We start from the raw sequence: 21,757 nt of genomic DNA, 5'->3' as shown, positions 1-21,757 counted from the left end.
GCGGATGGCGAGGTCAGCGACATCCGACGCCCGCAAAAAGGACACGCGGGAGAAGATCGAACTCGGCGGCCTGATCGTGAAGGCGGGCTTGCGATACGAGAAGCGAGTGCTCCTGCTCGGGGCGCTGGTCGACCTCAGCCGCCGTCTCAATTCCGACGAAAGCGAGCGCGCCCGGTTGATCGCGATCGGTGCGGAGGCATTCGGCGATGACGGTGAATAGGATCGCACTCGTCGTCGCCCCTGTCGTGCTGATGGTTTTGACCGTCATCGGCATGAGCGGGATCGAGCAATGCCTGTCGACCTTCGGCAAGACTGACGCTGCAAGGCTGGCTCTCGGCCGGATCGGCATCGCCTTCCCCTATGTCACCGCCGCAGCGATCGCGGTGATCTTCCTGTTCGCGAGCGCGGGGTCGGCGATCATCAAGTTGGCCGGCTGGGGCGCGTTGGCGGGAAGCGCGGCAACGATGTTGATCGCGACGATGCGCGAGGCGTCACGCCTTGCCGCATTCGCAGCGCAGGTGCCGGCGGGCAAGTCCATTGCCTCGTATCTTGATCATGCAACGCTAATCGGCGCGACGGCGGCGTTGATGTCGGGATGTTTCTCGCTGCGCGTCGCGCTGATCGGCAACGCCGCCTTCGCACGCGCCGAGCCGAGACGCATCCGGGGAAAAAGGGCGCTGCACGGCGAAGCCGACTGGATGAACATGCAGGACGCGGCAAGGCTCTTCTCCGATGCCGGCGGCGTCGTCATCGGCGAGCGTTATCGTGTTGACAAGGACAGCACGGCGGCGCGGTCTTTTCGGGCCGATGATCCCGAAACCTGGGGCGCCGGCGGCAAGTCGCCGCTGCTTTGCTTCGACGGTTCGTTCGGATCCTCGCACGGCATCGTCTTCGCGGGTTCGGGCGGTTTCAAGACGACGTCGGTGACAATCCCGACGGCACTCAAATGGGGCGGAGCGCTTGTCGTTCTCGATCCTTCCAACGAAGTGGCCCCGATGGTCTATGAGCATCGCAAAGCAGCCGCGCGCTTCATCCGCATTCTCGATCCGAAGGAACCGGAAACAGGATTCAACGCGCTCGACTGGATTGGCCGGTTCGGCGGAACAAAGGAGGAAGACATCGCCTCGGTCGCGTCATGGATCATGAGCGACAGCGGCGGCATGCGCGGCGTGCGCGACGACTTCTTCCGGGCATCGGCGCTGCAGCTGCTGACCGCGCTGATTGCCGACGTCTGCCTGTCCGGCCACACGGACAAAGAGAACCAGACCTTGCGGCAGGTTCGGGCCAATCTGGCGGAACCGGAGCCGAAACTGCGCGAGCGGCTGCAGTCGATCTACGACAATTCAAATTCGGATTTCGTGAAAGAAAATGTGGCCGCGTACGTCAATATGACGCCGGAAACCTTCTCCGGCGTCTACGCCAATGCGGTCAAGGAAACCCACTGGCTGTCCTATCCGAACTACGCCGCACTCGTATCCGGTTCGACCTTCTCGACCGACGCGCTTGCGGCCGGTGAAACCGATGTGTTCATCAACATCGACCTGAAGACATTGGAGACCCATGCCGGTCTTGCGCGTGTGATCATCGGTTCGTTCCTTAACGCCATTTACAATCGCGACGGCGAGGTAAAGGGGAGGGCGCTCTTCTTTCTCGATGAGGTCGCGCGGCTCGGCTACATGCGGATTCTGGAAACCGCGCGTGATGCCGGTCGCAAGTATGGCATCATGCTCACCATGATCTACCAGTCAATCGGCCAGATGCGCGAGACCTATGGCGGACGAGACGCGGCGAGCAAATGGTTCGAGAGCGCGAGCTGGATTTCGTTTGCCGCGATCAACGATCCGGAGACGGCGGACTATATCTCGAGGCGTTGCGGCATGACCACGGTCGAGATCGACCAGGTCAGCCGCAGTTTTCAAACGAAGGGATCCTCAAGGACGCGCTCGAAGCAACTGGCCGCTCGACCGCTGATCCAGCCACACGAAGTTCTGCGCATGCGCGCCGATGAACAGATCGTGTTTACGGCCGGCAATGCGCCGCTCCGATGCGGCCGAGCGATCTGGTTCCGGCGCGAAGACATGAAGGCTTGCGGCGGCGAACCGGTTTCACAAGGTCGGAAAGATGTCTGAAGCCCGCCTGATCCAGCCGGCGCGCAGTGCAACGAGCAAGGCGGATCCAGGAGCATGAAGAGTATCGGAGAAATCAGCGTGAGCGCCGCCCAACAGGCGGGATTTCGGGCATTCTCGTCGTGCGAGGAGCGGGAAACAGGGCAGCCGCAGGAGCCTCAACATAGTGGCCCGAAGGGGAGGCGGGAACGACTGCTCCCCGCTTCTGCACACAGTTTTGTCTCCTGACTTTAGCCAACACGTCAAAAGCGGACTTGCTGTCGGCTTCGCTTTCGATCTGCGGTGATGGCCGCCACATCAACTGCGTCGTCGATGGCGGTTCTGGTTCGAGGGCGAAAAAATCCGCATTGCCGATTTCGACACACCTGAGTCGCGCCCTCCGCGATGCGAGGCCGAACGGATAAGGGGGAGGAGGCGAACGCACGCCTTCTCACCCTGCTCAACGCGGGGACATTCTCGCTTTCAACCGGGTTACGAGATGAGGACAAGTATGGGCGCAAGCTCCGCACGGTGACACGAGCGGGGCGCTCGCTGGGGCAGCACGCTCGTTCATGAGGGCCTTGCCAGGCGCTGGGACGGTGTGCGACACGGCTGGTGTGACTGAGAGGTCGCGAGAGAATCGTCACCCGACGGGGCGGGGACCGCGGGCGGGCTCCGTGAGCGCAGCGAGTAGAGCCGTGCGCCATAGGCGTCTCGCCCAACATGCTCTTTCTCATAACATCAGCGATATGAATCGATCCGTGCCCACCGATTCACAAGTGTCGTTGGACGCGATAGTCGGGATCAGCGATTCTGATCTCATGATCTCGCAACCCTACCGGCTCTATGTCGAGCGCCTGGATCCCTCGAGGAATATGGCCCGCTACTATGCCATGTCGATCGAACCGAACCTCTTCGGCGACATCTGCCTGCTTCGCAAGTGGGGTCGCATTGGAACCAAGGGACAGATGATGGTCCATCATTTCGGCCAGGAAGAGGATGCGGTCCGATTGTTTCTCGATCTGCTCCGACAGAAACGAAAACGCGGTTATCGTCCGCGACCTTCCTTGCCGAAGGAAAAATGGCCCGCCGAAGCGGAGCACGAAAGCGCTACATCCGCGCCGGTTCCAGATCCGGAAGGACACTTGGATTTAGATGAAGAACGGAATCTTGATGGCGAGCTTTAGACCGAGCTTTCCCTTCCGGAAGGAATGGCTGCTCACCTTTGCCGAGGACGCGGAGCCGTCGGCCGGCGCGAAATGTTGCGGGGTTCCGGCAAGAAGCCGATCCAACGCCTGGCGAAGGCGCCAGCCGCGACAGCCTCATCGAAGACATCGGAATGGCGCGCCACCACCGCTTATGGGTTCCTCCCGGCCGGAGGGGACGTCCGGCCTCACTCGCCCCGGTACGAATCTCAGGGTGTGCTATCTGACCCGGCTGATCTCGGTGAGCGATTTGCGGCGCGCGATGAACTCGCGGAGGAGGGGAAGGAAGAACGCTTTGCTGAACCGCCCGATCGGCGGCTCGGGCTCGATGTAAAAGGAGCGGCCAACGATATAGGTGTTGAATTCATCGAAGATGATCCAGAGGCGCAGGTCTGCATCGAGGCCGGCCCGCCGCTTCTCGATGGCCGGAATTTCAGCCGCGCAGCGAGCCTGCTCGGGCTGCTTGGTGGTGATCGGGAAAAACAGAACCAGGTCGTCATCAGGTCGGGCAAGCCTCACGCCGACGGCGACTGGCCGATACTTCCGCCGCTCTATCTCTCCTTTTCGGGCTTGCCGCGCGCATAAATAGGGATAACGGATGACCGTCGCGGTCTGGATGCCATTATAGCTGCTCATCGATTGGTCTCGTCGGTTTCCCCATAGGCGTCCACCGCCGCCTCGAATTCGTTGAGCAGCTCGCCCGGCAGGGTTTCGAGTGTGCCGACTGAACGGGCATCGTATTGCCGCATCAGCCGTTCGTAGTCGTCGATGTTAAGGAGGACGAGGCGCGGCTTGTTGCGTTGGGTGATCGTGACCGGATGGCGCAACGCCTCGGCGATGATATCGCCGGACTTCCGGGATAGATCGCTTGTTGAGTAGGAACCACCGGGGCGAGGCATGTTGATCTCCAGATGTCTTTGCCGGCGGGCACCATAGCATCAGAACCGACGCAAATCCGGCATTTACAGTATTGTTGTAAATGCTGTGTATTTCCGCGGTGAAAGGCCCCGCCTGGCGGCGAGGCCTTAATCGAGAGTATCAGTCCCGGTTGGGGCGGGACCAGATGAGCTGGTAGCCATCTTCGCCTTCGACTTCCGTCAGCGTCGCGTAGATCGGGGCCGGGAAGCTCGGGTCGTCGAGCTTGACCGAGAGGTAGTCACGGTCCTGCTCGGAGCGCTTCTGCCAGGCGGCGCCTAGTTCGACGGCACCTGCGTAAATGCGGAAGTGCGGGCCCTTGTCCGAGGGATTTTCGATGCGGCCGATGCGAGCTTTGACGTTAAGGGCGAGGGTGCGGATTGAGCCGGTGAAGCCGTTTTCGGTAGAGGTGAAGGTGCCAATGGTAGCCATTGTCATGTTCCTTTCGTTGTTTCGGGCCGCGCCCTTCGCGGCCTCGATGGCTGTCGGAAAGACCGGGGGCGATCGGTCCGCACCTGAAAGGCCGAAACATTGTGGAGGGCGGGCAGGAAGAACTTTGTTGTTCCGTGAGGAATGACGGCGGAGCCGGCAGGGGAAGAAAGTTCTGAAGGGCCGTTGCGGGAAGCCAATCGAGGCGAAGCCGTTCTCCGGTCAGGCATGCCTCATCGAGCGCCAGAAGTGAGCGCCGCAACAATGAAGAGAAGGAACATGGGACTGGCTACGCTCGCGCCTTTCGATCGAATGTGTCCAAACGGCTCATAGGTGAAACCGCTCCGGATGCCTGGTCGTTTGCCGCGAGCACCTCCGTATGGAGCTTCGCAGACGCGTGATCCGGCCGCGGCTCCAGTTCGGGCGCGATACCGAGATCGGCGCGTAGGAAGCAACTACCAAGCTCCGCGACATATCCTGACAGTCAAGCCGTCAGCAGCGACGGGGCGACGGATTTCTCCCAGTAAACCCCTGTCAACAGCGTTGATCAGCCGGCACAGCCCGACAGCCTGGCGACGTCCTTGTCGAAAGCCAGCGCCACGAGTTTCAGCCCTTCGACGGTGGTGAGGTACGGAAAAATCGTGTCCGCCAGTTCGTCGACGGTGAGGCCCTGCCGGACCGCCAGCGTCGCGGTCTGGATGCTGTCGGCACCCTCCGGCGCGAGGATGTGCGCGCCGAGTAGGCAACGGGTTCCAGCGTCGGCGACGAGCTTGATGAGCCCTCAGGTATCGCGAGCGGCGAGCGCGGGGGGCACCTGGTCGAGACCGATCGTCAAGACAGGGACCGCATTTCGCTCGGCGCGCGCCGCGGCCTCGGTCAGCCCGACGCTCGCCATCTGCGGATCGGTGAACACGATCGCCGGCATGGCGCTGTTGTCGTAGCACAGGCCGTCGCCGTTGAGGGCGTTCCTCGCCGCGAGCCTGGCGCCGTAGGCGGCCATGTAGACGAACTGGTCGCGGCCGGTGACGTCGCCGGCGGCATAGATGCCGACCCGGGTGGTGCGCATTCGGTCGTCGACGACGATGCCGCCGTTCAGCGAGACGGCGATCCCATGGTCGGCGAGGCCAAGGCCGTCGATGTTGGGGGTGCGGCCGGTCGCGATCAGCACCTGATCGGCGTCGATCGCAACGTCTTGGCCGTCGCGCGTGACGGTCAGTAGAACGCCGCCCTCGATCCTGCGGATGGCGCGGTAGGCGATGCCGGAGACGACGGTGATACACTCGTCCTCGAAACCCCCGTCAGCGCCGCGCCGATCTCGGGCTCAGCCTCGGGGAGCAGGCGCGACCGGCAGACGAGCGTCACCTTGACGCCGGCGCGGGCGAACATCTGGGCGAGCTCTGCGCCGATATAGCCAGCGCCCATGACGAGCAGCGAACGCGGCAGTTCCTCGAGGTCGAGCGTGGTCGTGCTGGTCAGATACGGCACGGTCTCGATGCCGGGAATGGCGGGGGCCGCCGGACGTGCGCCGGTGGCGACGATGATCCTGCCGGCCGGAATGCGCGTGCCATTCACCTCGACACCGCCGTCGATGAGGCGCGCTGGACCGACGCGATAGGCGATGCCGTTATAGACGGGGAGCAGGTCGACATACTTGGCCCGGCGCAGATCGGAAACCAGCATCTCCTTCTGATGGACGGTTCCACACCAGTCGGTCAGTTCGGCCTCGGCGGTGATGCCGGCAAAGCGGGCGGCGGCGCGTGCATTGTGCAGCGTCTCGGCGGCGCGGATCAGGGTCTTCGACGGCACGCGGCCGACATTGACGCAAGTGCCGCCGATGGTGCCGCTGCCGATGAGCGCGACTTGCGCGCCCTGATCGGCGGCCGTGATCGCGGCCGAGAAGCCGGCCGAGCCGGCGCCAACCACGACGAGGTCATAGGCACCTCCATTGCGGCCGTTGGCCGGGAAGGGCCGGCTTGCGACCGTCGCGCTCTTCGATGCCGCATCGGACCGGCAAGGCTCGGCCCGAAAAGCGCGCGGCCGGCCTCGAGCCCTTCCTCGATCGACAGCCGGAAGCCCGGCTCGTCGGCGGAACGTCTGTCGCGCCAGGCGGATAGATGCTCGTCAGAGCAGAAAAACGCCGTCGTCGCGCAGAGCGCTGCGCAGCCGCGTTCATAGCGGACAGTCTGCCACATGACGACCGTCGACGGCGCGACCTCGGCCAGCGCCCGTCCTCGCTGCCGCGTGGTGATCCGGATCGGCGCGCCGCAATGGCGGCATTGCGAGGCAATAGCGATGTCACGATTGGTCATGGCGCCGATGCCGAGCGCGTCGACGGTGCACATGGCGTTGACTACGTGTCCGTACAGCGTCACCCGATGGCCCGTCTCCCGGTCGGTGAAGGGATAAGCGCCGACGATCTGCTCGCCGTCGAGAACGACCAGAGCGCGCCGGCGAAGTTCTGCGAGCAGAGGCCGGATGGCCGCCCCGCTGAGTTCGGCGCGCTCCGCAAGCGCGCTCCGGCTTGGGGCTCGTCCGTCCTCGGCATACTTAACCAGCGCGATGCGCACGCGGTCCGCCGCTGTATCATAGCCGCTCCAGCGCTTGAGCACATGGTCGGAGCCGACCATGGCCGGCAGCGCGTTCCGGACTACCGGCGACGTGACGACCGACCAGTTGGGAAACGTCACGCCCGGCCGCACGGCAAAGCTCGGCGGTGTCGCGGGCACAGAAATGACAGCCTTGTCCTGGGGGGAGGATGCGCAGCAATTGTTTATGGCTTCATGCTCGGACGACAGCGCCTGGTCGCAGCCGGTGGCATTCTCGGCGCGCTCGCCGCCTCGTCCTGTTGCATCATTCCCCTTGTCCTGTTCAGCCTTGGCATCGGCGGCGAATCGCCGACCTGAGGCGCATGGAGCGCGTTCTCAAATCCGTCGTTGCCCAATGCGGCGACGGCACGCTCCCGGAGTGTCCGTTGATCGAAACGTTGCTCCAGGAGCGAACTGTCAACTGATCGCTGGGGGCGCCTATGCAGCGCCCCGGACCTCGTTCCTCTGAGCGTCGCTCTGTTGCGCGTGCATCCAGTCGGCGATCTGCTGCGCCTTGCTCGCCGCAGTGAAGATGGCGCGCTGGTCGGAGCGCAGCGCCTCGAGCCAGGAGGCGATGTACCGGGCGTGGTCGGGTCTCGCCTCGACGCTGAGGTTGAGATCGGCGCAGATCATCGCGCTCAACAACTCGACCGTGCATTCCTCCATAGCGTATGCGGCCGAGCCGAAGCGTCCGGAAAGATCGCGGTCGAGGCGATGCTTGGCGCCGGAAGCGTGGCCACATTCATGGAGCAATACGGCGTAGTAGGCGACCGCGTCGCGGAAGCAGGCGAACTCCGGCATCTGCACATGATCGGTAGACGGACGGTAATAGGCCTGCGAACCGCCGTGGCGGATGTCGATGCCGAGGGAAGCGCAGAACCGTTCGGCCCGCTCGATCCGCTCGGCCTCGGGCAGCACCGGCATCTCGGGCGGCGTGTAGCCGTCGACCTGGGCGCAGTTGAATACGGTGTAGCCGCGGGCGAACAGACGCCGGGCGGGCTCGTGACGATCCTCGTCGCCGTGTTGGGCGTCCGCCGCGTCACGATCGGTCGTCTTCCAGAACACGACCAAGTGACCGCGCTCGCCCTTGCGAACCTGAGCGTCGAGCGCCTGCCATTGGCGGTAGGTGCCCCAGATGCCGGCGGCATAGCCTTCAGCGTGCGCCGCAGCCCAGAGCGAGAGGATGTTGACGCCGCGATAAGCCTTGCTTGAGGCGACGTTGACGGGCGTGGTGATGGCCGATCCGTCGTGATGCCAGGGCATCCGGTAGTCGCTGGCGCCCGCCTCGATGGCGGCGATGATCTGGCTGGTGACCCGCTCGTAGATATCGGTCGGGGTCTGGGGGGTGCGATCTGTGGTCATTGCTGCCTCCTTAAGCTCGCCCTCTCCGTCGAGGGCGAGGCGCCAGGGGCAGACGCGGGAGGCCGGCCCGTCACACCCTGTTCTCGGTGCTGGTGCGGAACAGGGTTGATGGGCTGGCAGCGTCTGCCACACCCGAGCCCTGCCTCGACGGGCGAGCTAAAGGAGGCGCAGATCATGATCGGCGCGCGCGGAACAGAGCGGTTAGATGATGCGCGGCTCTCTCAGCCGGCGTCGTCTCGCCGCGAGCACTTCAAGGCGACAACCCTGGCGTCAACAGATCGGGCCAGCTCCTTCCGCAGCCCCTTCGATGACGGCATCCCGCTCGGCGATCGAAGCCTGCCACGGCCCGCTCAGCATCAGGAGCCAGACTCAGTCCGAACCTCGTCTATGTTGATCAGGACCACCATCATTCGCTCGAGGTCCTGCTGGAGGATACTGCGCTGAAGATGGACGAGTCGATTCTCGTTCAACAGGCTCCTGGCTTCTTGCGCTGAACGGGCCCAGGCGGGCCGATGTCTTGCGGTGATGCAGGCATCAGGACCAGGGTCGGCTGGCAAAACACTGTCAGCGGGCCTTTGGCATCAGTTGCCTGCTTCAGGCAGGCGGCAGTGCCGGGATCGAAGAAGCAGCCGGCCAGCACCCGACATGCAATGTTCGCTCGAGGCTCGCGAGCATTGTGCGGAGCCGGGCACGGTCCGCAATCATCGCCGGAAGCGGGCCGAGTTCTGCCGATATGCCGTCAAGCGTCTTCGCTTATGCGCGTTGCCGCGGGTACGGGCTGCGTCGCGCCGACCTGGCGCAGGATCATGCCATCCTCCGTGATGGAAAGACAATCACCTCCACTCGAGGTGAGATCTTATTTGGATATAGAGATATTGGCCTTTCTGAGCGCTTCCTCTATCGATTTTGCTCCAAGCGCCTCAAGCGCACGAGCAAGGCTTTGTTCGACTTCAGGGATACGTTTTCCCTGAATCAGCGCGATCTCGGCGACAGATCTACCTTCGGACACCCATCGAAGGCAAGATTTTTCGATGGGTGAGAGCATGGTTTCCCAAATCCAACCGCCAGATTATGCACTACGGACCATCGGTCTCGGAAACCAAGAGCATCGCCGGCGAAAGGATGGCTTACAGGCGGCCATATACTCCTACCGACTTCTTGATGAGGGATGGCGAGCGCAGTGAAGCCCAATGCCTCCCCTATCCGGCGAGACCACCCTCCGCCACTTAGTCCACGTGGAGTTCAGTTCGAGTTCGGACCTCAGCAGCAGGAAAGCGGCTTCCGGGAGGAAGCCGACCTTTCCATGAGAGGATCCCCTCTGCCTGCGCAGGGTAGTTTAAAGCCATACGCAGCGCCGGCTGCCACAGCGCGCGCGTCCGCCGCCTTGAGCACTGTTGATGGTCAGCGCGCCGGCTCTCGCCGAAAATGTCGCAGCAATCGCGATGGCTGCGGAATGCAAGGACGAGTGACAGTTTCATGAGCTTCTCCCAAGTTTGAAGATGCACACCTCTTGCGTGGGCCCCTTTGCCACTTAATTACATTGCGCAAATTAATCTTCGTTGCAACAGATTGTTCGAACCGTTTGTCCTAAGCCGGACAAGAATGTTGGTGGCCGGCCAGGATTTCGTTAGTTCCGGACCGCGGCGCCGACAAATGGTGCGGCGTAAGGGGCGCGCCAATTCGGCACGGAACTTGCTGCGAGGATTTCGTTTAAAGCAGACGGCAGCGGCAGATCTTCGGTGGATTAGCCGGCCGTGGGTGATTAGCGCTTAGTATGGCGTCATGAACAGGCGTGTCACGTTGTTTTCATCGGGGATTGATCATGCGAGTAGCGCTGATTTCTACGTCAATATTTGCCTTATGTTGTTCGTCAAATGTCAGGGCAGAGGCGGTGCTTCCAGTGAACCCGTCACCATATCTGGTCGGCGCCATCACGAGAAACATGTTTAGAGTGCCAAAACCTGACCAGGACTTGGTTCTACTATCTGCGCACCGCGGATCTTGGGAGGTATATCCCGAGAACTCAGCCTACGCCTTGCAGGACGCCTGGAATTCACAGATTGAGGCCGTGGAGGTCGATGCCCGCTTTACCGCCGATAAGGAAGTCATTCTATCTCACGATTACAGGATGGAGCGCGAGTCCACTGGAACCGGCTTCTTGTACGATCAGAACTACTCGCAAGTACAGCAAGCCGATCTACGCGACCGTCATGGGCGCGTGTTCAAGGACTCGCGAGGACGCAACGCCAAGTTCATGACGTTTTCCGCGGCGCTTGATCTGCTCGCGCAGTACGTCACAGATGATGGGCATGGTTATGTGATGATCATCGATGTGAAAGGGGCGGTTGACGATCAGGATCCCACTGATCCCATCGAGCTCACGCAGCGTTGCCTTGATATTCTCGCGGCCAAAAAGAACCCAAAGCTCAGCAAGGCTGTGGTGTTTAAGCTGAAGGCTAAGGATGCGGTGGATATTGGTACGTTTCTGAATCGGACCACCTACGATCCCAACGTCATGGGCGGGTTGATCGTAGTTGAAAATCCGGACGATCAGAACGTTAAGGATTCCAACTATGATCCTCACGAAGATACAATTTACGATCAGTGGAATGTGGCGCCGTTCCCCGTCCAGTTTGAAATGAACCAATTCTACAAGGGTGACGGTCTTCAGGCGTATCTCGACTATGTCGATCAAAAGCAGGGCTTCGCCACCTATCATGAAAGTAATTATTATCCGGAGGGCGTCGCCAACAGCGCGGGAAAATGTTGTTTTGAGCATAACACCGATCCCAGATCCGTCGCTCACGGAGGTATAGTGCCGGACTATCGCGGCGAACCGGAAATGGCGATCGTCAATCGTACGAATCTGATCACCACTGACTGGCCCGACGTGGTTGCCGACATGCTGCGCCAGTTGGGGCGCCGCAACACCAGCAAACTGAGCCGCTAAGGTAAGACCTACCGCTTAGAGTGGAATCTTCCAATGATAACTGGAAAGACAATCTCTCTACCACTCTCTGTAATAGCGTGTCTTGGTGCTGGCGCAAGCCAAGCTGCCGCATGCGCCAATCAGACTGACTGCCTTAAAAGCGCCTCGGCAAAAGTGTCTCAGACACTCACCCCCAAGGTAGTGCCTGTTTTTGGCGATTATCCGAAGCTGTATATACACGACTCTGCTGCGAATGAGGATTATACGGTGCCTGATACTACAAAGCAGGAATTTGACTTTTATACGAATAAGACTTCATTTAACCTCCCGCGTCGCTCTTCAATCGAGACAAGAGAGATCGCCTCGATCAGCCCGGCCATGGGGTTCACTGTCCTTTTGGTCGAAAAGACCCGCGATAATACGGTTTCCAATGGCGGTAGCACACTCTCGCTATTAAGTTCCAATTCCAACGACGCTTACTTGTCATTCGCTTTAGGCGCCAAGCCCAGCTCAAGTGGGCAAAAGTGGTCTTTTGCCAAAAGCTTGCTTCAAGGCAACAAGGCGCAAACCGCATATTGGCAGAAGCCGTGGGATATGAATCTTCTGGGACCAACAGGCGACTTCTCCGGAACCGAGTGGATCTATTACACCTTCACTCCAGACGGCAAGGTTCGCATCGACCGTTTCGCGCCGTACACCTATTTTCTGGCGTTTACCGCTTACCAGTGGGATGAGGCCGTGCTTGACGGTGGCTTCCCGCATTTTCCCTTCGACACCGGTACGCCGACCAACCGGCCGCAGTCCGTCACTTTCGGATCCGTCGGGCCATGGCTTATTGGCGCTGCTGGTGCGCCCGGACAAACCCCGCCGACGAGCGAGCCAATAGAGGCATTGCCCGGCTTTGAGGGAGCGACAATATTCTCAGCGCCCTTGTCGATGAAGGAAGTTATAGCTTACCAGAATTCGCTGAGGGGAAGTTATTTTCTCGACGTGGACATGCTTCCCTGCAACAGCGGCCAGTACCTTTCCGGTCGAATTAGTACTCCCTGCGGTACAGGTAGTCCCGGCAATCCGCCACCGAACATTAACTCTGTCGCTCAGCATAGGATCAGCACCAATACCAATCGTTAGGTCGTGGCAAGCAAAACTTTGGCCTTGCCTCAACGACGATTGAAAAGATTTTCAAGGCAAGGAGGTCGATCCGATGACCAGCAAACTCGGGCCAGGCCGCGACTCCGGCTTTGCCCGCCGGATGCTTCGACCAATGCTAATCAGAAGAGCTCGCTGACGAGCGCCGCGGAGGTTTGCTGACGCACCGCGACACGGGCCTCAGGGCATTGGCTGCGGATGGTCTCCTCAACCTGCCAGAGCTTCGCCATCCGCTCGACCGTCGCTGTTGCGACCTTCGAGCCTTCCGCGACAGTGCGCAGCGTTTCGGCGGTGGCGCGAAAGAGCAGGCCGTAGACGAGCGCCTTGTTCTGGTAGGCGATCGCGGCGATGGCCTCCGGCAGTGTGAAGACGACATGAAAGTACTGTGTGTCGAGCAACTCGGCGCGGCGATCCTCCAGCCATTGCGCACGGGCGAGCGATTGGCAGCGGGGACAATGCCTGTCACGGCAGCGGTTGAAGGCGATGCGCCGGTAGCCCGCATTGATCGCACGCTTCGACGTGCCCGCCGAGCGCGGCGGTGGGGCACAACTCGATCGCCGTCATGACGCGACGCTGAGCGGTCGACAGCGACGTGTGCTGGGCACGATAGGACTCGCCATAGCGACGGAATATATCCGCCACTTCCGGCCTCGAACGGGGCATGGGCGCGAGTTCAGAAGTACTGAGGCTTGGAGGGCGGCGGGGTGGGCGCTGGACGTGGCAAAAGCTCGAAGGGGCTTTCCGTAGCGCAGACCTTGTTGGTGGCGATGCGCAGGTAGTGGGCGGTGGTTGCGAGGCTGCGGTGACCGAGCAGCGGCTGAATGGTGCGCACGTCGGCGCCGGCCTCCAGGAGATGGACGACGAAGGCATGCCGCAAGCTGTGCGGTGTCACCGGTTTCGACAAGCGGGAGAGATCGTGTGGCTTCACGCAGGCTTGCCCAACTGCATACCGAGTAATTGGGTGACCGGCGCGATCTCCAGGGAAGAGCCACGCCTCTGGCCGCCACATCCTCCAATAGTCGCGAAGGATCTCGAGGAGCTTGGGCGACAGCATCACATAGCGGTCCTTTTGGCCTTTACCATGCTCGACACGCACAACCATTCTCTGGCTGTCGATATCCGTAGGCTTCAGCTGCACCGCTTCCGAAATGCGCAGGCCGGCGGCATAGCACGTCGTCAGGATGGCGTGGTGTTTGACATCGGCCACGCAGCCAAGAAAGTGCTGTACTTCATCGGGACTGAGGATGATCGGCAGCTTTTGCGGTTTCTTCGGAAGCGGCAATACCTCTTCAGGCGCCCAGTCCCTCTCGAGCGTGACGTTGAAGAAAAAGCGCAACGCCGAAAGGGCGATGTGGATCGAGCCGGGCGCCAACTTCTTCTCGTTGGCCAGATAGACCTGATAGGTCCGAATATCCTCGCGGCCGAGCAAGTCCGGCGCCTTGCCGAAGTGTCGGGGTCATGATGAGCTCCTCTGTCTGATGGGATAGGCTGCCAAACAGCCGTCTCATCCTCTCGCAGTTGGGGCTCCTACTGAATACATGACCTCCTTGCCGCTCCGCGGTAGCGGAGCGGGTTAGTCCAACCCTATATATGTGTCGGATGAGATTATGTGGCGGCGTCGCTCGCAGTTGCTGCGTTTCCCGGCCGGGTGCCCGCTCGGCCGCCACATAATAGTTCCGTCTCAGATGGCCTCCAGCAATCGCAGCAAGGCATCCTTCGGCTGGAACCGAGCCGGCTGGCTGCCGGCAACGCCCGCCTTGTCCAAGCCGCGCCGCATCATCTCGACGTCGGCTGCCGCGTAGCGATGCGTCGTGGCCACCTGCGCGTGGCCTAGCCAGGCCTGGATGGTCAGCAGGTCCACACCGGATTGCAGAAGCGTCATGGCCAGCGTGTGACGCCTATGTTTCTGTCGACATAGGCGCCACTATCTACCCTGCCGGACTATGTCGGGTAGCTTTGTTCGCAACGGTAAATCTCTGAGGGATAAGGATATTTCCTACAGAGCCGCTCAGGGCACCCGACATAGTCAACCCGGTTCACAGGCTGTTCAAGAACCCCAACAAATTGTCATCGGGTCGAAAGCGGGATGACTTGCCGGAATATGGGGAGGTCTTTGCCAAGGCTGCCTCCTTCATCGCCAATGTCGCCTCGAGATAAATCTGTGTGGTCTCGACGGATTCATGGCCGAGGCACAAGGCGATTACGGCCCGGTCTACGCCCGCCTGCAGGAGGTCCATGGCCATTGTGTGCCTCGGCCTCTGGCACTGGGAAACAGGATACTCTGGTCTCCGCGCTGCGGCTCGTTCAGCGAGTTTCTCAACACTGCGATTGTAGACTTGGCGAACGGAGTGCAGCGTTCCCCGCGCAGGTGGGCCCCCGTGCCGAAGAACAGGCGGTTGGTGTGAGGCGAAATCGAGCGACGCGCGAGTTGCGGGTAACGTTCCGCAGCGGCCGAGACCGCAAGTTCAAGGCGCTGGGTGACGTCCGAACGTGCCATGCGCCCTCCGCCCCGGTTCGGAAACAGGAAGTTCTCCTCGCCCGCGCAGTCCAACCGGCGTTTCCAGTTCCGGATCAGGTTGGCGGTCGTACGCCAGAGCGGCACGCTGCGGTCTTTGCGCCCCTTGCCATGCAGGTGCGCGACCGCCGAGCCATCGACGACGACCTCGCCGACGCGCAGACCGATGGCTTCAGACACGCGGGCGCCGGTGTTATACATCATGCTGAACAGCGCGCGTCCCGCTCACCCGCCCAGGTCCGCGCATACGGCGCGTCAAAGATCGCCTGCATCATGATGATCTCTTGAGACGTCGCGGCGCTCCGACGATTATCCGTGACACGTATCCAAGGTCGTTCACAATCCAGAGAACTGCCGTCGCGGCGCCAAAAATCGCCGCTCCAATCGCACTTGCAACGACAATTCTGGTCTTGCCGTCCCAAAGTTCTCCGAATTGTATCAAGTCCGTTAAGCGAAAGACGGCGCCCTGAACTAAGTAAAGCAGCAAAGTACTTTGACCAAGCTCCACCGCAACAAGGCGAGCTAATCGAGTCGAGCATAGAACCCTCCAACAGTGAAACAAAGATTGCGCCGCCACTGCTGCAGCGGCTGCAGACCCGGTGAACATCAGCAAGACCTGTTTAGCCGATTGTGCATCATGAACTAAAACAAGATTGTTGTAAGCGTAAGTGTCCCTCCCCCAATCAAGAAAGCACAGGCAAGCCACTGCCCAGCATGAGAACATCAAAAGAGATTTGTGACGTAGCATGGTGTTCGCCTGCTCCTCGATCGTCTGGGCAAACAAGAACCCCAAACAGAAGAACGGATAGGTATATCTCAGCAATGGTACTATCGATAATGTGATAGGCATAAGTGCGATCACAATTGCAGACGCGCACAGGATCCATTTCGATAAAAGGTTGAAAGCCGCAAAGAGCTTTGTGAGAAGGAAAGAAGCAAGTACTGCCCACAAGAACCAATATGTGCCAACCAATTCACGTGAAAAGTCCAGAAGTCCGGCAGTCACGCCGCTGAAGTGAAAAAACGCGGCTAGCTTGGCTGTTTCAATAAGTGCGCACCAAAACAGCATTGGAATCAGTAATTGAACCGCACGATCACCGACGGCGCGACAAAACGATGTTCGCAGAATTGTTCCAGAAGCAAGATATCCACTTATGGCCATAAAGAGGGGCATGTGAAACATATAGATCGCCTTAAAATACGGCGACAACCAAAAGTTATCTGTGTTTCGATAGATCACCAATTGTAATAGATGACCCAATACTACCAAAATTATGAGAATGCCTTTGACAAAATCAAAGGTTATATCGCGATTGTTCGCCCCTGCGGAGCACGAACCGCGCTCCACAGGGGGGACTGCGGCGTACCCCATGACCAGCTCCTAAATTTTCATCCAGCGACGGTTATGCATTCTCGAATAGACGATCGGGAGACTTGGGACAGGAGAAAATCAGTTGCTGCTCAACGTCCGTCTGCCACCGGCGATGACATCTGACTTGGCTCCCTGCAGATCCACCAGATAATCAATCTTGTTTAGATTAGGCCTTCGGCTCAACTTAGATTGCTTCTTGGATGGTCTACTAACTGCCCTCAATGAAGTGACCTTACAGGCCGGCTCTTCCAATCCGCTTTCTTATCCGCTCTTTCAAAATTGGTGCAATCAATTGTTTGGATGAACCGCATTTACATGATGGATTGATATCGGACTTTCTAACCGCCAACGAGTCCGCCGTGAAGACGCGCTTGGCCGCAACTGTTCCGGCACAAAAGATCGTTCAAAATGTAACCCGGTATGAGCTCCCACGTCTCCGGTGATCAGCGGGCGCGTGCGTAGCGGATCGGCATCCAGTATTGGCGCATGGCGTCGACGGCCGCTGGAATAAAGGCGTAGGCGTTACGGAGAAAGTCCCCGGTCTCGGAGCCCCTTCGTGGCGGTTCGGGCAGCGGACGGCCCCGATCGTCGCGACAGTGCAGCAGGATGGGCAGAAGCAGGCTGTGATTGACGTTACCAGCGTCCAGCAACGGCGCCCACGCCGGCAACCTGAGCCGCGTCGCGGCGTAGAATCCCTGACACCAGGGGCACGGATCAACATCACCATGGGTTTGCGCCGGTGCATCGGCTCGAACTGGTCGGGCGCGGTCGTAAGACGTTGCTGATGTCGTTATGGCGCAGCGCGACGGCGAAGATCGCTGCGAACTCCGGGGTATCGCCGTGGTTGAAAGCATCGGCATCGATGGCGAGCAGCGGGCAGATCCAGTCGAGCGGACTCATCGACACCGGTCCGGCCACGATCGCGGCAACGTAGCCGTCGAGCATGGCGAGACTGGTGGCGATAGGCTGCCGATCAACGCGAGCCTGCAGCCATCGCTCGAGTTCCTCAAGCGGCATCGCGGCGGCCGCCATCGACGACGATGCTGATGAATGGCGATGTCGGCTTATGCGGCGGTCTGTGCGATGCGCTCGCGGGCCGCCTTCCAGTTCCAGGCGAGCAGCTCGTGCAGCTGATGGTCGTCCTGGTCATCTCCGACGAAATCTATGAACATGGCGAGAGGATTGGCGAAGATCCCCGAACTCCAATTCACCCCTCCGGACGGTGCCTTCTACGCCTTCATCGGCGTTGGCAATCTCATTGGTCGCAAGACCCCGGACGGAACCGTTCTCGCTGATGATACAGCTATCGCAGCCTATCTCCTCAACGAATTCGGTCTGTCCAGCGTTCCGGGTGCTGCCTTCGGCTCGCCTTCGTTCATCCGCCTGTCGATTGCCGCTTCGGACGCGGAACTCGAAAGCGCGTGTGAACGTCTCGCCAAGCTGGTTGCGTCGCTTAGCAAATAGCACTCGAGGACTAAGGATTGCATCCGATGAACAGATACGAAGTTGCCCTTGTCACAGGGGCCTCGAGCGGTATTGGGAAGGCAATCGCGCTTGAGCTTGCCTCGGCCGGGCTCAGGGTCCTTGCTCTTGGCAGGGACCGTGCTGCGCTTGACGAGCTTCACTCGACCGCGGGCATCGTGCCCGTCGTGTTCGATCTCTCTGACGTTTCCGAAGTCTATGGGAAAATCGCGGGGGAAAAGATCGACGTGCTGGTGAACAACGCCGGATTACTCACCGCCTCGGCAAGCCTCGTCGACCTGTCTGAAGACGATATTGACGCAATGATCGACATCAACATTCGGTCGGTCTTCAAGCTGACGCGGCATGTCCTGAAGCAGATGATCGAACGTCGCCGCGGCCATATCTTTTTCACCGGTTCAAGCGGCGGCCTTGCCCCTCATCCCAACTCTTCCGTTTACGGCGCGACGAAGGCGGCCGTCAGCCTGTTTTCATCTGCACTGCGCTGCGATCTGATCGGTCTACCGATCAGGGTGACGGAGCTTTTTCCCGGCCGCGTTGAGACGAACCTCTATCGGACAGCGCTCGGCAAAGAGGGCGCAAAGAAGAAGCTCTACGACGACAATGAGGCGATCCAGCCCGAACACATGGCGCGACTGCTGCGTACGGCGCTGGAGTTGCCGGACTTCGTCGACGTAACCCGCCTGGAAGTGATGCCGACGGGCCAAGTAGTCGGCGGCGCCCAGATGTCCAAACTTTCTCGTTAACTGCGAACCTTGGAAGGAAAAGATCATGCAGGGTATGAACATCGCCGTCGTCGGTGGTGCGAGCGGCTTCGGCCTCGAAACGGCAAAGCTCATGGTCCGTGACGGCGTGTCGAAGATCGTCGTCATCGACATCAATCAGGAGCGTCTTGATGCAGCGAAGGGAGAGCTGGCCGGAAAAGGCACCGAGATTTTCACGGTCGTCCGCGACATCGCACGGGCAGAAGGCGCGCACGCTTCCTTCGACGCTGCGGTCAAGACCGCAGGGCGCATCCGCTCGTCAATTTGCGCAGCGATCTATCCGCGCGCACCGCTGCTCGAAATCACCGACGATATGTGGGACGCTGAAAATGCTATCAACATCAAGGGCACCTATCACATGATGGTGGCGGCGGTGAAGCACATGCAGGGCCACAAGGCCGAGGGCGAAGTTTCCGGACGCATCGTCAACATTACCTCTGTCGACGCTTTCAAGGCGCACCCGCAGAACGCACACTACGCCGCGACCAAGGCCGCGGTCGTCAGCTTGACCCGGTCCTTTGCGCATGCGTTCGCCAAGGATCAGGTTCTGATCAACTCCGTCGCGCCGGCGGGCATGGCGACCGAAAAAGCCAAATCTCTTGGCTTCCTCGGCGAGCTTGCCGCGGCCAATCCGTTGGGCCGGGCTGCCGAACCAGCAGAAATTGCAGAATTCGTAGTGATGGTCGCGGGCCCGAAGAATACATACATGACCGGTGAACAAGTGATCGTCTTGGGTGGTTACATCTACGCCTGATGGCGTTCGGGTCGCGCCTGGCCTTCTGGCGCGACCCCATAGGAATCTAGATAGCAAGAAAGTGAAGGCGGAGACGATGGGAAACGGCTTACAGGAGCGAAGCGGGGGCCTGATCCTTGTCCACGCCCTCAGGATCCACGGTGTGGAACGCGTCTTCGGCGTGCCCGGCGAGGGCTACCTGGCGGCGCTTGACGCCTTCCACGATGCCGAGCGTGCGATCGAGTTCGTCATTTGCCGGCAGGAGGGCGGGGCGGCCTATGGCAAACTCACCGGCAAGCCAGGCATCTGCTTCGTCACCCGTGGGCCCGGCGCCACCAATGCTTCCGTTGGTGTGCATACCGCCTTCCAGGATTCAACGCCGATGCTCCTCTTCATCAGCCAGGTGGCGCGTGAACAGACGGAGCGCGAGGCCTTTCAGGAGATCGACTATCGCCGGATGTTCGGCCAGATGGCAAAATGGGTAGTGGAGATCGAGGATGCTGCTCGCACCCCGGAACTCGTCAGCCAGGCGTTCCATCGCGCCCGCCAATGGCCGGCCGGGACCCGTCGTCATCGCGCTGCCGGAGGACATGTTGACGAATCGCGTGACGGTCGCCGATACACCCGCTTACAAGCGCGTCGAGACCTATGCCGGTCAGCCGCAACTCGATGAGCTGACCGAACTGCTAGCGAAAGCCAAGCATCCGTTGGTCGTCGCCGGTGGTGGCGGCTGGACGCAGCAGGCTGTCGCCGACCTGCGTTCCTTCTCGGAAGGTTTCTCACTGCCGGTTGCTGCCTCGTTCCGCTGTCAGGACTATTTCAACAATATACATGCTAATTATGCCGGTGACCTCGGCATTGCGGCCGGGCCGAAACTGATTCGACACATGAAGGACTGCGACCTGCTGATCGCAATTGGCGCCCGTCTCGGCGAAATGACGACCGGCGCCTATTCGCTCATTGATATCCCGGTGCGGAAGCAGACCCTGGTCCATATTCACCCGGGCGCAGAAGAGTTGGGCCGCGTTTATCACGCGACCCTGCCGATCAATGCCAGCGCCGTGGGCTTCCTGTCGCAGGCGACCGGGCTCGAACCGGCTGTTGCGCCAGTCTGGGGTGATTGGACGAAGGCTGCCGATGCCGACTATCTGAAGAAACCGCAGGTGCCCGGCCCCGTCCAAATGGGCGAGGTGATGGCATGGCTGCGTGCTCATCTGCCTGACGATGCCATTCTGACCATGGGAGCCGGGAATTACACTGCCTGGGCGCATCGCTTCTACCAGTACCGCACGTTCCGCACCCAGCTCGGCCCTACCAACGGCTCCATGGGCTACGGCGTGCCGGCCGCGATTGCGGCCAAAATTACCGCGCCGGCGAGGACGGTCGTGGCCTTTGCCGGCGACGGCTGCTTCCTAATGAACGGACAGGAGCTGGCGACGGCCATGCAATACGACGTTCGCGTCATCTTCCTCGTCATCAATAATGGCATGTACGGCACAATCCGCATGCACCAGGAGCGGAGCTATCGGGGCCGCGTTTGCGGAACGCGGCCCGCAATCCCGACTTCGCCGATCTTGCCCGCTCCTACGGGTTGCACAGCGAGACTGTGAAGGCGACCGAAGATTTCGTCGACGCCTTTCGCCGCTCGGAAGCCTCGGGCAAGCCGGCGCTAATCGAGATCCGCATCGATCCGGAAGCGCTGACGCCCAACCCTGACGCAGATCCGTGAATAGGCAATCGCGTCGGGGAGATATCAGCAAGGGCGGCGGCGTTACTCCTCCACTTCGTCTAGCATTGCGCGAAAGCGATCCAGGATGCGCTACCAGCGCCCGCTCCGAACGCTGGTAGCGTTCGAACAGCTCAGTGGAGAAATGCCCGGAGCGATCCTGCGGCAACCGCAGTTCCAGTTTGCCGACCCGCGTCATCAGCGTCCGACCGTAGTAGCCGGAGCGGTAGCCGAGCCGCTCTGGCGTGCGCTCGCCTTTCCCCGCCCCCAGGGCCTCGTCCATCTCCGCTTCGAGCACCTCCTGCATGACCGCGCGGACTACCTCGCGCAGCCCATCCGGGTTCGAAAGCAGAATGTCTTTGACCGGAGTGCTGGCGGTCTTACCTTCAATCTTGGTCATGGTAGCGTTCCTCGTGAGTGAATCAGGTGACTTCGACATCACCAGCCTGCCATGACCGCCCCTCGCAGAGAATTTGCAGAACCTTC

The 21,757-nt window shown here is 60.5% G+C and carries 17 protein-coding genes and 13 pseudogenes; 12 read left to right on the top strand and 18 right to left on the bottom strand.

Going from position 1 to position 21,757, the window contains the following annotated elements; genetic code table 11:
* Positions 1–4: 4 nt before the first annotated feature.
* From traD to NGR_RS33530, 4 genes and pseudogenes are all read left to right on the top strand, one after another.
* On the top strand, positions 5–220 hold the full coding sequence (traD, locus tag NGR_RS32080) for a type IV conjugative transfer system coupling protein TraD (protein WP_010875408.1): 216 nt from the start codon (positions 5–7) through the stop codon (positions 218–220).
* Positions 207–2,129 carry a Ti-type conjugative transfer system protein TraG gene (traG, locus tag NGR_RS32075; RefSeq protein ID WP_010875407.1) on the top strand — a complete coding sequence of 641 codons (1,923 nt, stop codon included), beginning with the start codon at positions 207–209 and terminating at the stop codon, positions 2,127–2,129. The genes traD and traG overlap by 14 nt, the downstream gene beginning before the upstream one ends.
* Before the next feature lie 221 nt (positions 2,130–2,350).
* Positions 2,351–2,730: pseudogene (locus NGR_RS33535) on the top strand (thermonuclease family protein).
* A gap of 196 nt (positions 2,731–2,926) precedes the next feature.
* Positions 2,927–3,178: pseudogene (locus tag NGR_RS33530) on the top strand (WGR domain-containing protein); the annotation flags it as partial.
* A gap of 351 nt (positions 3,179–3,529) precedes the next feature.
* Here the strand turns inward: NGR_RS33530 and NGR_RS32065 are convergent.
* The 5 genes and pseudogenes from NGR_RS32065 to merBA all read right to left on the bottom strand — a co-directional run bounded on the left by NGR_RS32065 (position 3,530) and on the right by merBA (position 7,428).
* Complete coding sequence (locus NGR_RS32065) at positions 3,530–3,946, bottom strand: hypothetical protein (RefSeq protein WP_164924763.1); 417 nt, start codon at positions 3,944–3,946, stop codon at positions 3,530–3,532.
* Entirely contained in the window at positions 3,943–4,209 is a 267-nt protein-coding gene (locus NGR_RS32060; RefSeq protein WP_010875404.1) for a type II toxin-antitoxin system prevent-host-death family antitoxin, read from the bottom strand. The genes NGR_RS32065 and NGR_RS32060 overlap by 4 nt, the downstream gene beginning before the upstream one ends.
* Positions 4,210–4,348: 139 nt before the next feature.
* Positions 4,349–4,657 carry a DUF736 domain-containing protein gene (locus NGR_RS32055; protein ID WP_037426368.1) on the bottom strand — a complete coding sequence of 103 codons (309 nt, stop codon included), beginning with the start codon at positions 4,655–4,657 and terminating at the stop codon, positions 4,349–4,351.
* 388 nt (positions 4,658–5,045) lie between these two features.
* Positions 5,046–5,126, bottom strand: a pseudogene (locus NGR_RS33950) (zincin-like metallopeptidase domain-containing protein); the annotation flags it as partial.
* A gap of 75 nt (positions 5,127–5,201) precedes the next feature.
* Positions 5,202–7,428: pseudogene (gene merBA / locus NGR_RS32690) on the bottom strand (bifunctional organomercurial lyase/mercury(II) reductase MerBA).
* Between the two features lie 6 nt (positions 7,429–7,434).
* Here merBA and NGR_RS33525 point away from each other — a divergent pair.
* Together NGR_RS33525 and NGR_RS33520 are read left to right on the top strand one after the other, a co-directional pair.
* Positions 7,435–7,542, top strand: a pseudogene (locus tag NGR_RS33525) (mercuric transporter MerT family protein); the annotation flags it as partial.
* Positions 7,536–7,664, top strand: a pseudogene (locus tag NGR_RS33520) (MerR family transcriptional regulator); the annotation flags it as partial. The pseudogenes NGR_RS33525 and NGR_RS33520, both read left to right, overlap by 7 nt.
* A 13-nt stretch (positions 7,665–7,677) precedes the next feature.
* On the opposite strand, the gene NGR_RS32025 reads toward NGR_RS33520, so the two are convergent.
* The 3 genes and pseudogenes from NGR_RS32025 to NGR_RS32020 all read right to left on the bottom strand — a co-directional run bounded on the left by NGR_RS32025 (position 7,678) and on the right by NGR_RS32020 (position 9,646).
* Positions 7,678–8,601, bottom strand: a complete 924-nt coding sequence (locus NGR_RS32025; RefSeq protein ID WP_010875402.1) for an ArdC family protein — start codon at positions 8,599–8,601, stop codon at positions 7,678–7,680.
* Positions 8,602–8,957: 356 nt separating this feature from the next.
* Positions 8,958–9,400: pseudogene (locus NGR_RS33515) on the bottom strand (integrase); the annotation flags it as partial.
* 57 nt (positions 9,401–9,457) lie between these two features.
* Positions 9,458–9,646, bottom strand: a complete 189-nt coding sequence (locus tag NGR_RS32020) for a LuxR family transcriptional regulator (protein ID WP_240545255.1) — start codon at positions 9,644–9,646, stop codon at positions 9,458–9,460.
* A gap of 777 nt (positions 9,647–10,423) precedes the next feature.
* Here NGR_RS32020 and NGR_RS32015 point away from each other — a divergent pair.
* Positions 10,424–11,551 carry a glycerophosphodiester phosphodiesterase family protein gene (locus NGR_RS32015; RefSeq protein ID WP_010875401.1) on the top strand — a complete coding sequence of 376 codons (1,128 nt, stop codon included), beginning with the start codon at positions 10,424–10,426 and terminating at the stop codon, positions 11,549–11,551.
* Positions 11,552–11,584: 33 nt separating this feature from the next.
* Positions 11,585–12,661 carry a hypothetical protein gene (locus NGR_RS32010; RefSeq protein ID WP_010875400.1) on the top strand — a complete coding sequence of 359 codons (1,077 nt, stop codon included), beginning with the start codon at positions 11,585–11,587 and terminating at the stop codon, positions 12,659–12,661.
* A 143-nt stretch (positions 12,662–12,804) separates the two neighbouring features.
* On the opposite strand, the pseudogene NGR_RS33945 reads toward NGR_RS32010, so the two are convergent.
* The 9 genes and pseudogenes from NGR_RS33945 to NGR_RS33740 form a co-directional block, all read right to left on the bottom strand.
* Positions 12,805–12,951, bottom strand: a pseudogene (locus NGR_RS33945) (IS66 family transposase); the annotation flags it as partial.
* Positions 12,946–13,342 (bottom strand): annotated as a pseudogene (locus NGR_RS32685) (IS91 family transposase); the annotation flags it as partial. The pseudogenes NGR_RS32685 and NGR_RS33945, both read right to left, overlap by 6 nt.
* Before the next feature lie 10 nt (positions 13,343–13,352).
* A pseudogene (locus NGR_RS32000) lies at positions 13,353–14,132 on the bottom strand (tyrosine-type recombinase/integrase); the annotation flags it as partial.
* 228 nt (positions 14,133–14,360) lie between these two features.
* The gene (locus tag NGR_RS31995) at positions 14,361–14,561 is read right to left on the bottom strand and encodes a tyrosine-type recombinase/integrase (protein ID WP_097588089.1); all 201 of its coding nucleotides are present in this window, start codon (positions 14,559–14,561) and stop codon (positions 14,361–14,363) included.
* Positions 14,562–14,715: 154 nt separating this feature from the next.
* Positions 14,716–15,033: a tyrosine-type recombinase/integrase gene (locus tag NGR_RS33625; protein WP_193377916.1), complete on the bottom strand. Its 318-nt coding sequence runs from the start codon at positions 15,031–15,033 to the stop codon at positions 14,716–14,718.
* 179 nt (positions 15,034–15,212) lie between these two features.
* Positions 15,213–15,395, bottom strand: a pseudogene (locus NGR_RS33620) (tyrosine-type recombinase/integrase); the annotation flags it as partial.
* Positions 15,396–15,465: 70 nt separating this feature from the next.
* Positions 15,466–16,566 (bottom strand): nodulation factor fucose acetyltransferase NolL, encoded by a 1,101-nt coding sequence (nolL, locus tag NGR_RS31980; protein ID WP_010875398.1) that lies wholly within the window; start codon positions 16,564–16,566, stop codon positions 15,466–15,468.
* Positions 16,567–17,009: 443 nt separating this feature from the next.
* Entirely contained in the window at positions 17,010–17,360 is a 351-nt protein-coding gene (locus NGR_RS31975; protein WP_348774949.1) for a UPF0149 family protein, read from the bottom strand.
* Positions 17,287–17,598 (bottom strand): UPF0149 family protein, encoded by a 312-nt coding sequence (locus NGR_RS33740; protein WP_010875397.1) that lies wholly within the window; start codon positions 17,596–17,598, stop codon positions 17,287–17,289. Before NGR_RS33740 ends, NGR_RS31975 begins: the two co-directional genes overlap by 74 nt.
* Positions 17,599–17,736: 138 nt before the next feature.
* Here NGR_RS33740 and NGR_RS31965 point away from each other — a divergent pair, with 138 nt between their 5' ends.
* The 4 genes and pseudogenes from NGR_RS31965 to NGR_RS31950 all read left to right on the top strand — a co-directional run bounded on the left by NGR_RS31965 (position 17,737) and on the right by NGR_RS31950 (position 21,274).
* Positions 17,737–18,030, top strand: coding sequence for an aminotransferase class I/II-fold pyridoxal phosphate-dependent enzyme (locus NGR_RS31965; protein ID WP_240545253.1), 294 nt, complete (start codon positions 17,737–17,739; stop codon positions 18,028–18,030).
* A gap of 26 nt (positions 18,031–18,056) precedes the next feature.
* Positions 18,057–18,794 (top strand): SDR family oxidoreductase, encoded by a 738-nt coding sequence (locus NGR_RS31960; protein WP_165447178.1) that lies wholly within the window; start codon positions 18,057–18,059, stop codon positions 18,792–18,794.
* 25 nt (positions 18,795–18,819) lie between these two features.
* Complete coding sequence (locus tag NGR_RS31955; protein WP_010875395.1) at positions 18,820–19,566, top strand: SDR family NAD(P)-dependent oxidoreductase; 747 nt, start codon at positions 18,820–18,822, stop codon at positions 19,564–19,566.
* Between the two features lie 76 nt (positions 19,567–19,642).
* Positions 19,643–21,274 (top strand): annotated as a pseudogene (locus tag NGR_RS31950) (thiamine pyrophosphate-binding protein).
* Positions 21,275–21,362: 88 nt separating this feature from the next.
* Here the strand turns inward: NGR_RS31950 and NGR_RS31945 are convergent.
* Positions 21,363–21,671, bottom strand: a pseudogene (locus NGR_RS31945) (transposase); the annotation flags it as partial.
* Positions 21,672–21,757 lie beyond the last annotated feature (86 nt).

The sequence above is a fragment of the Sinorhizobium fredii NGR234 genome (assembly GCF_000018545.1).
Taxonomy (GTDB): domain Bacteria; phylum Pseudomonadota; class Alphaproteobacteria; order Rhizobiales; family Rhizobiaceae; genus Sinorhizobium; species Sinorhizobium fredii_A.
This window is presented reverse-complemented; position numbering and strand designations above follow the sequence as displayed.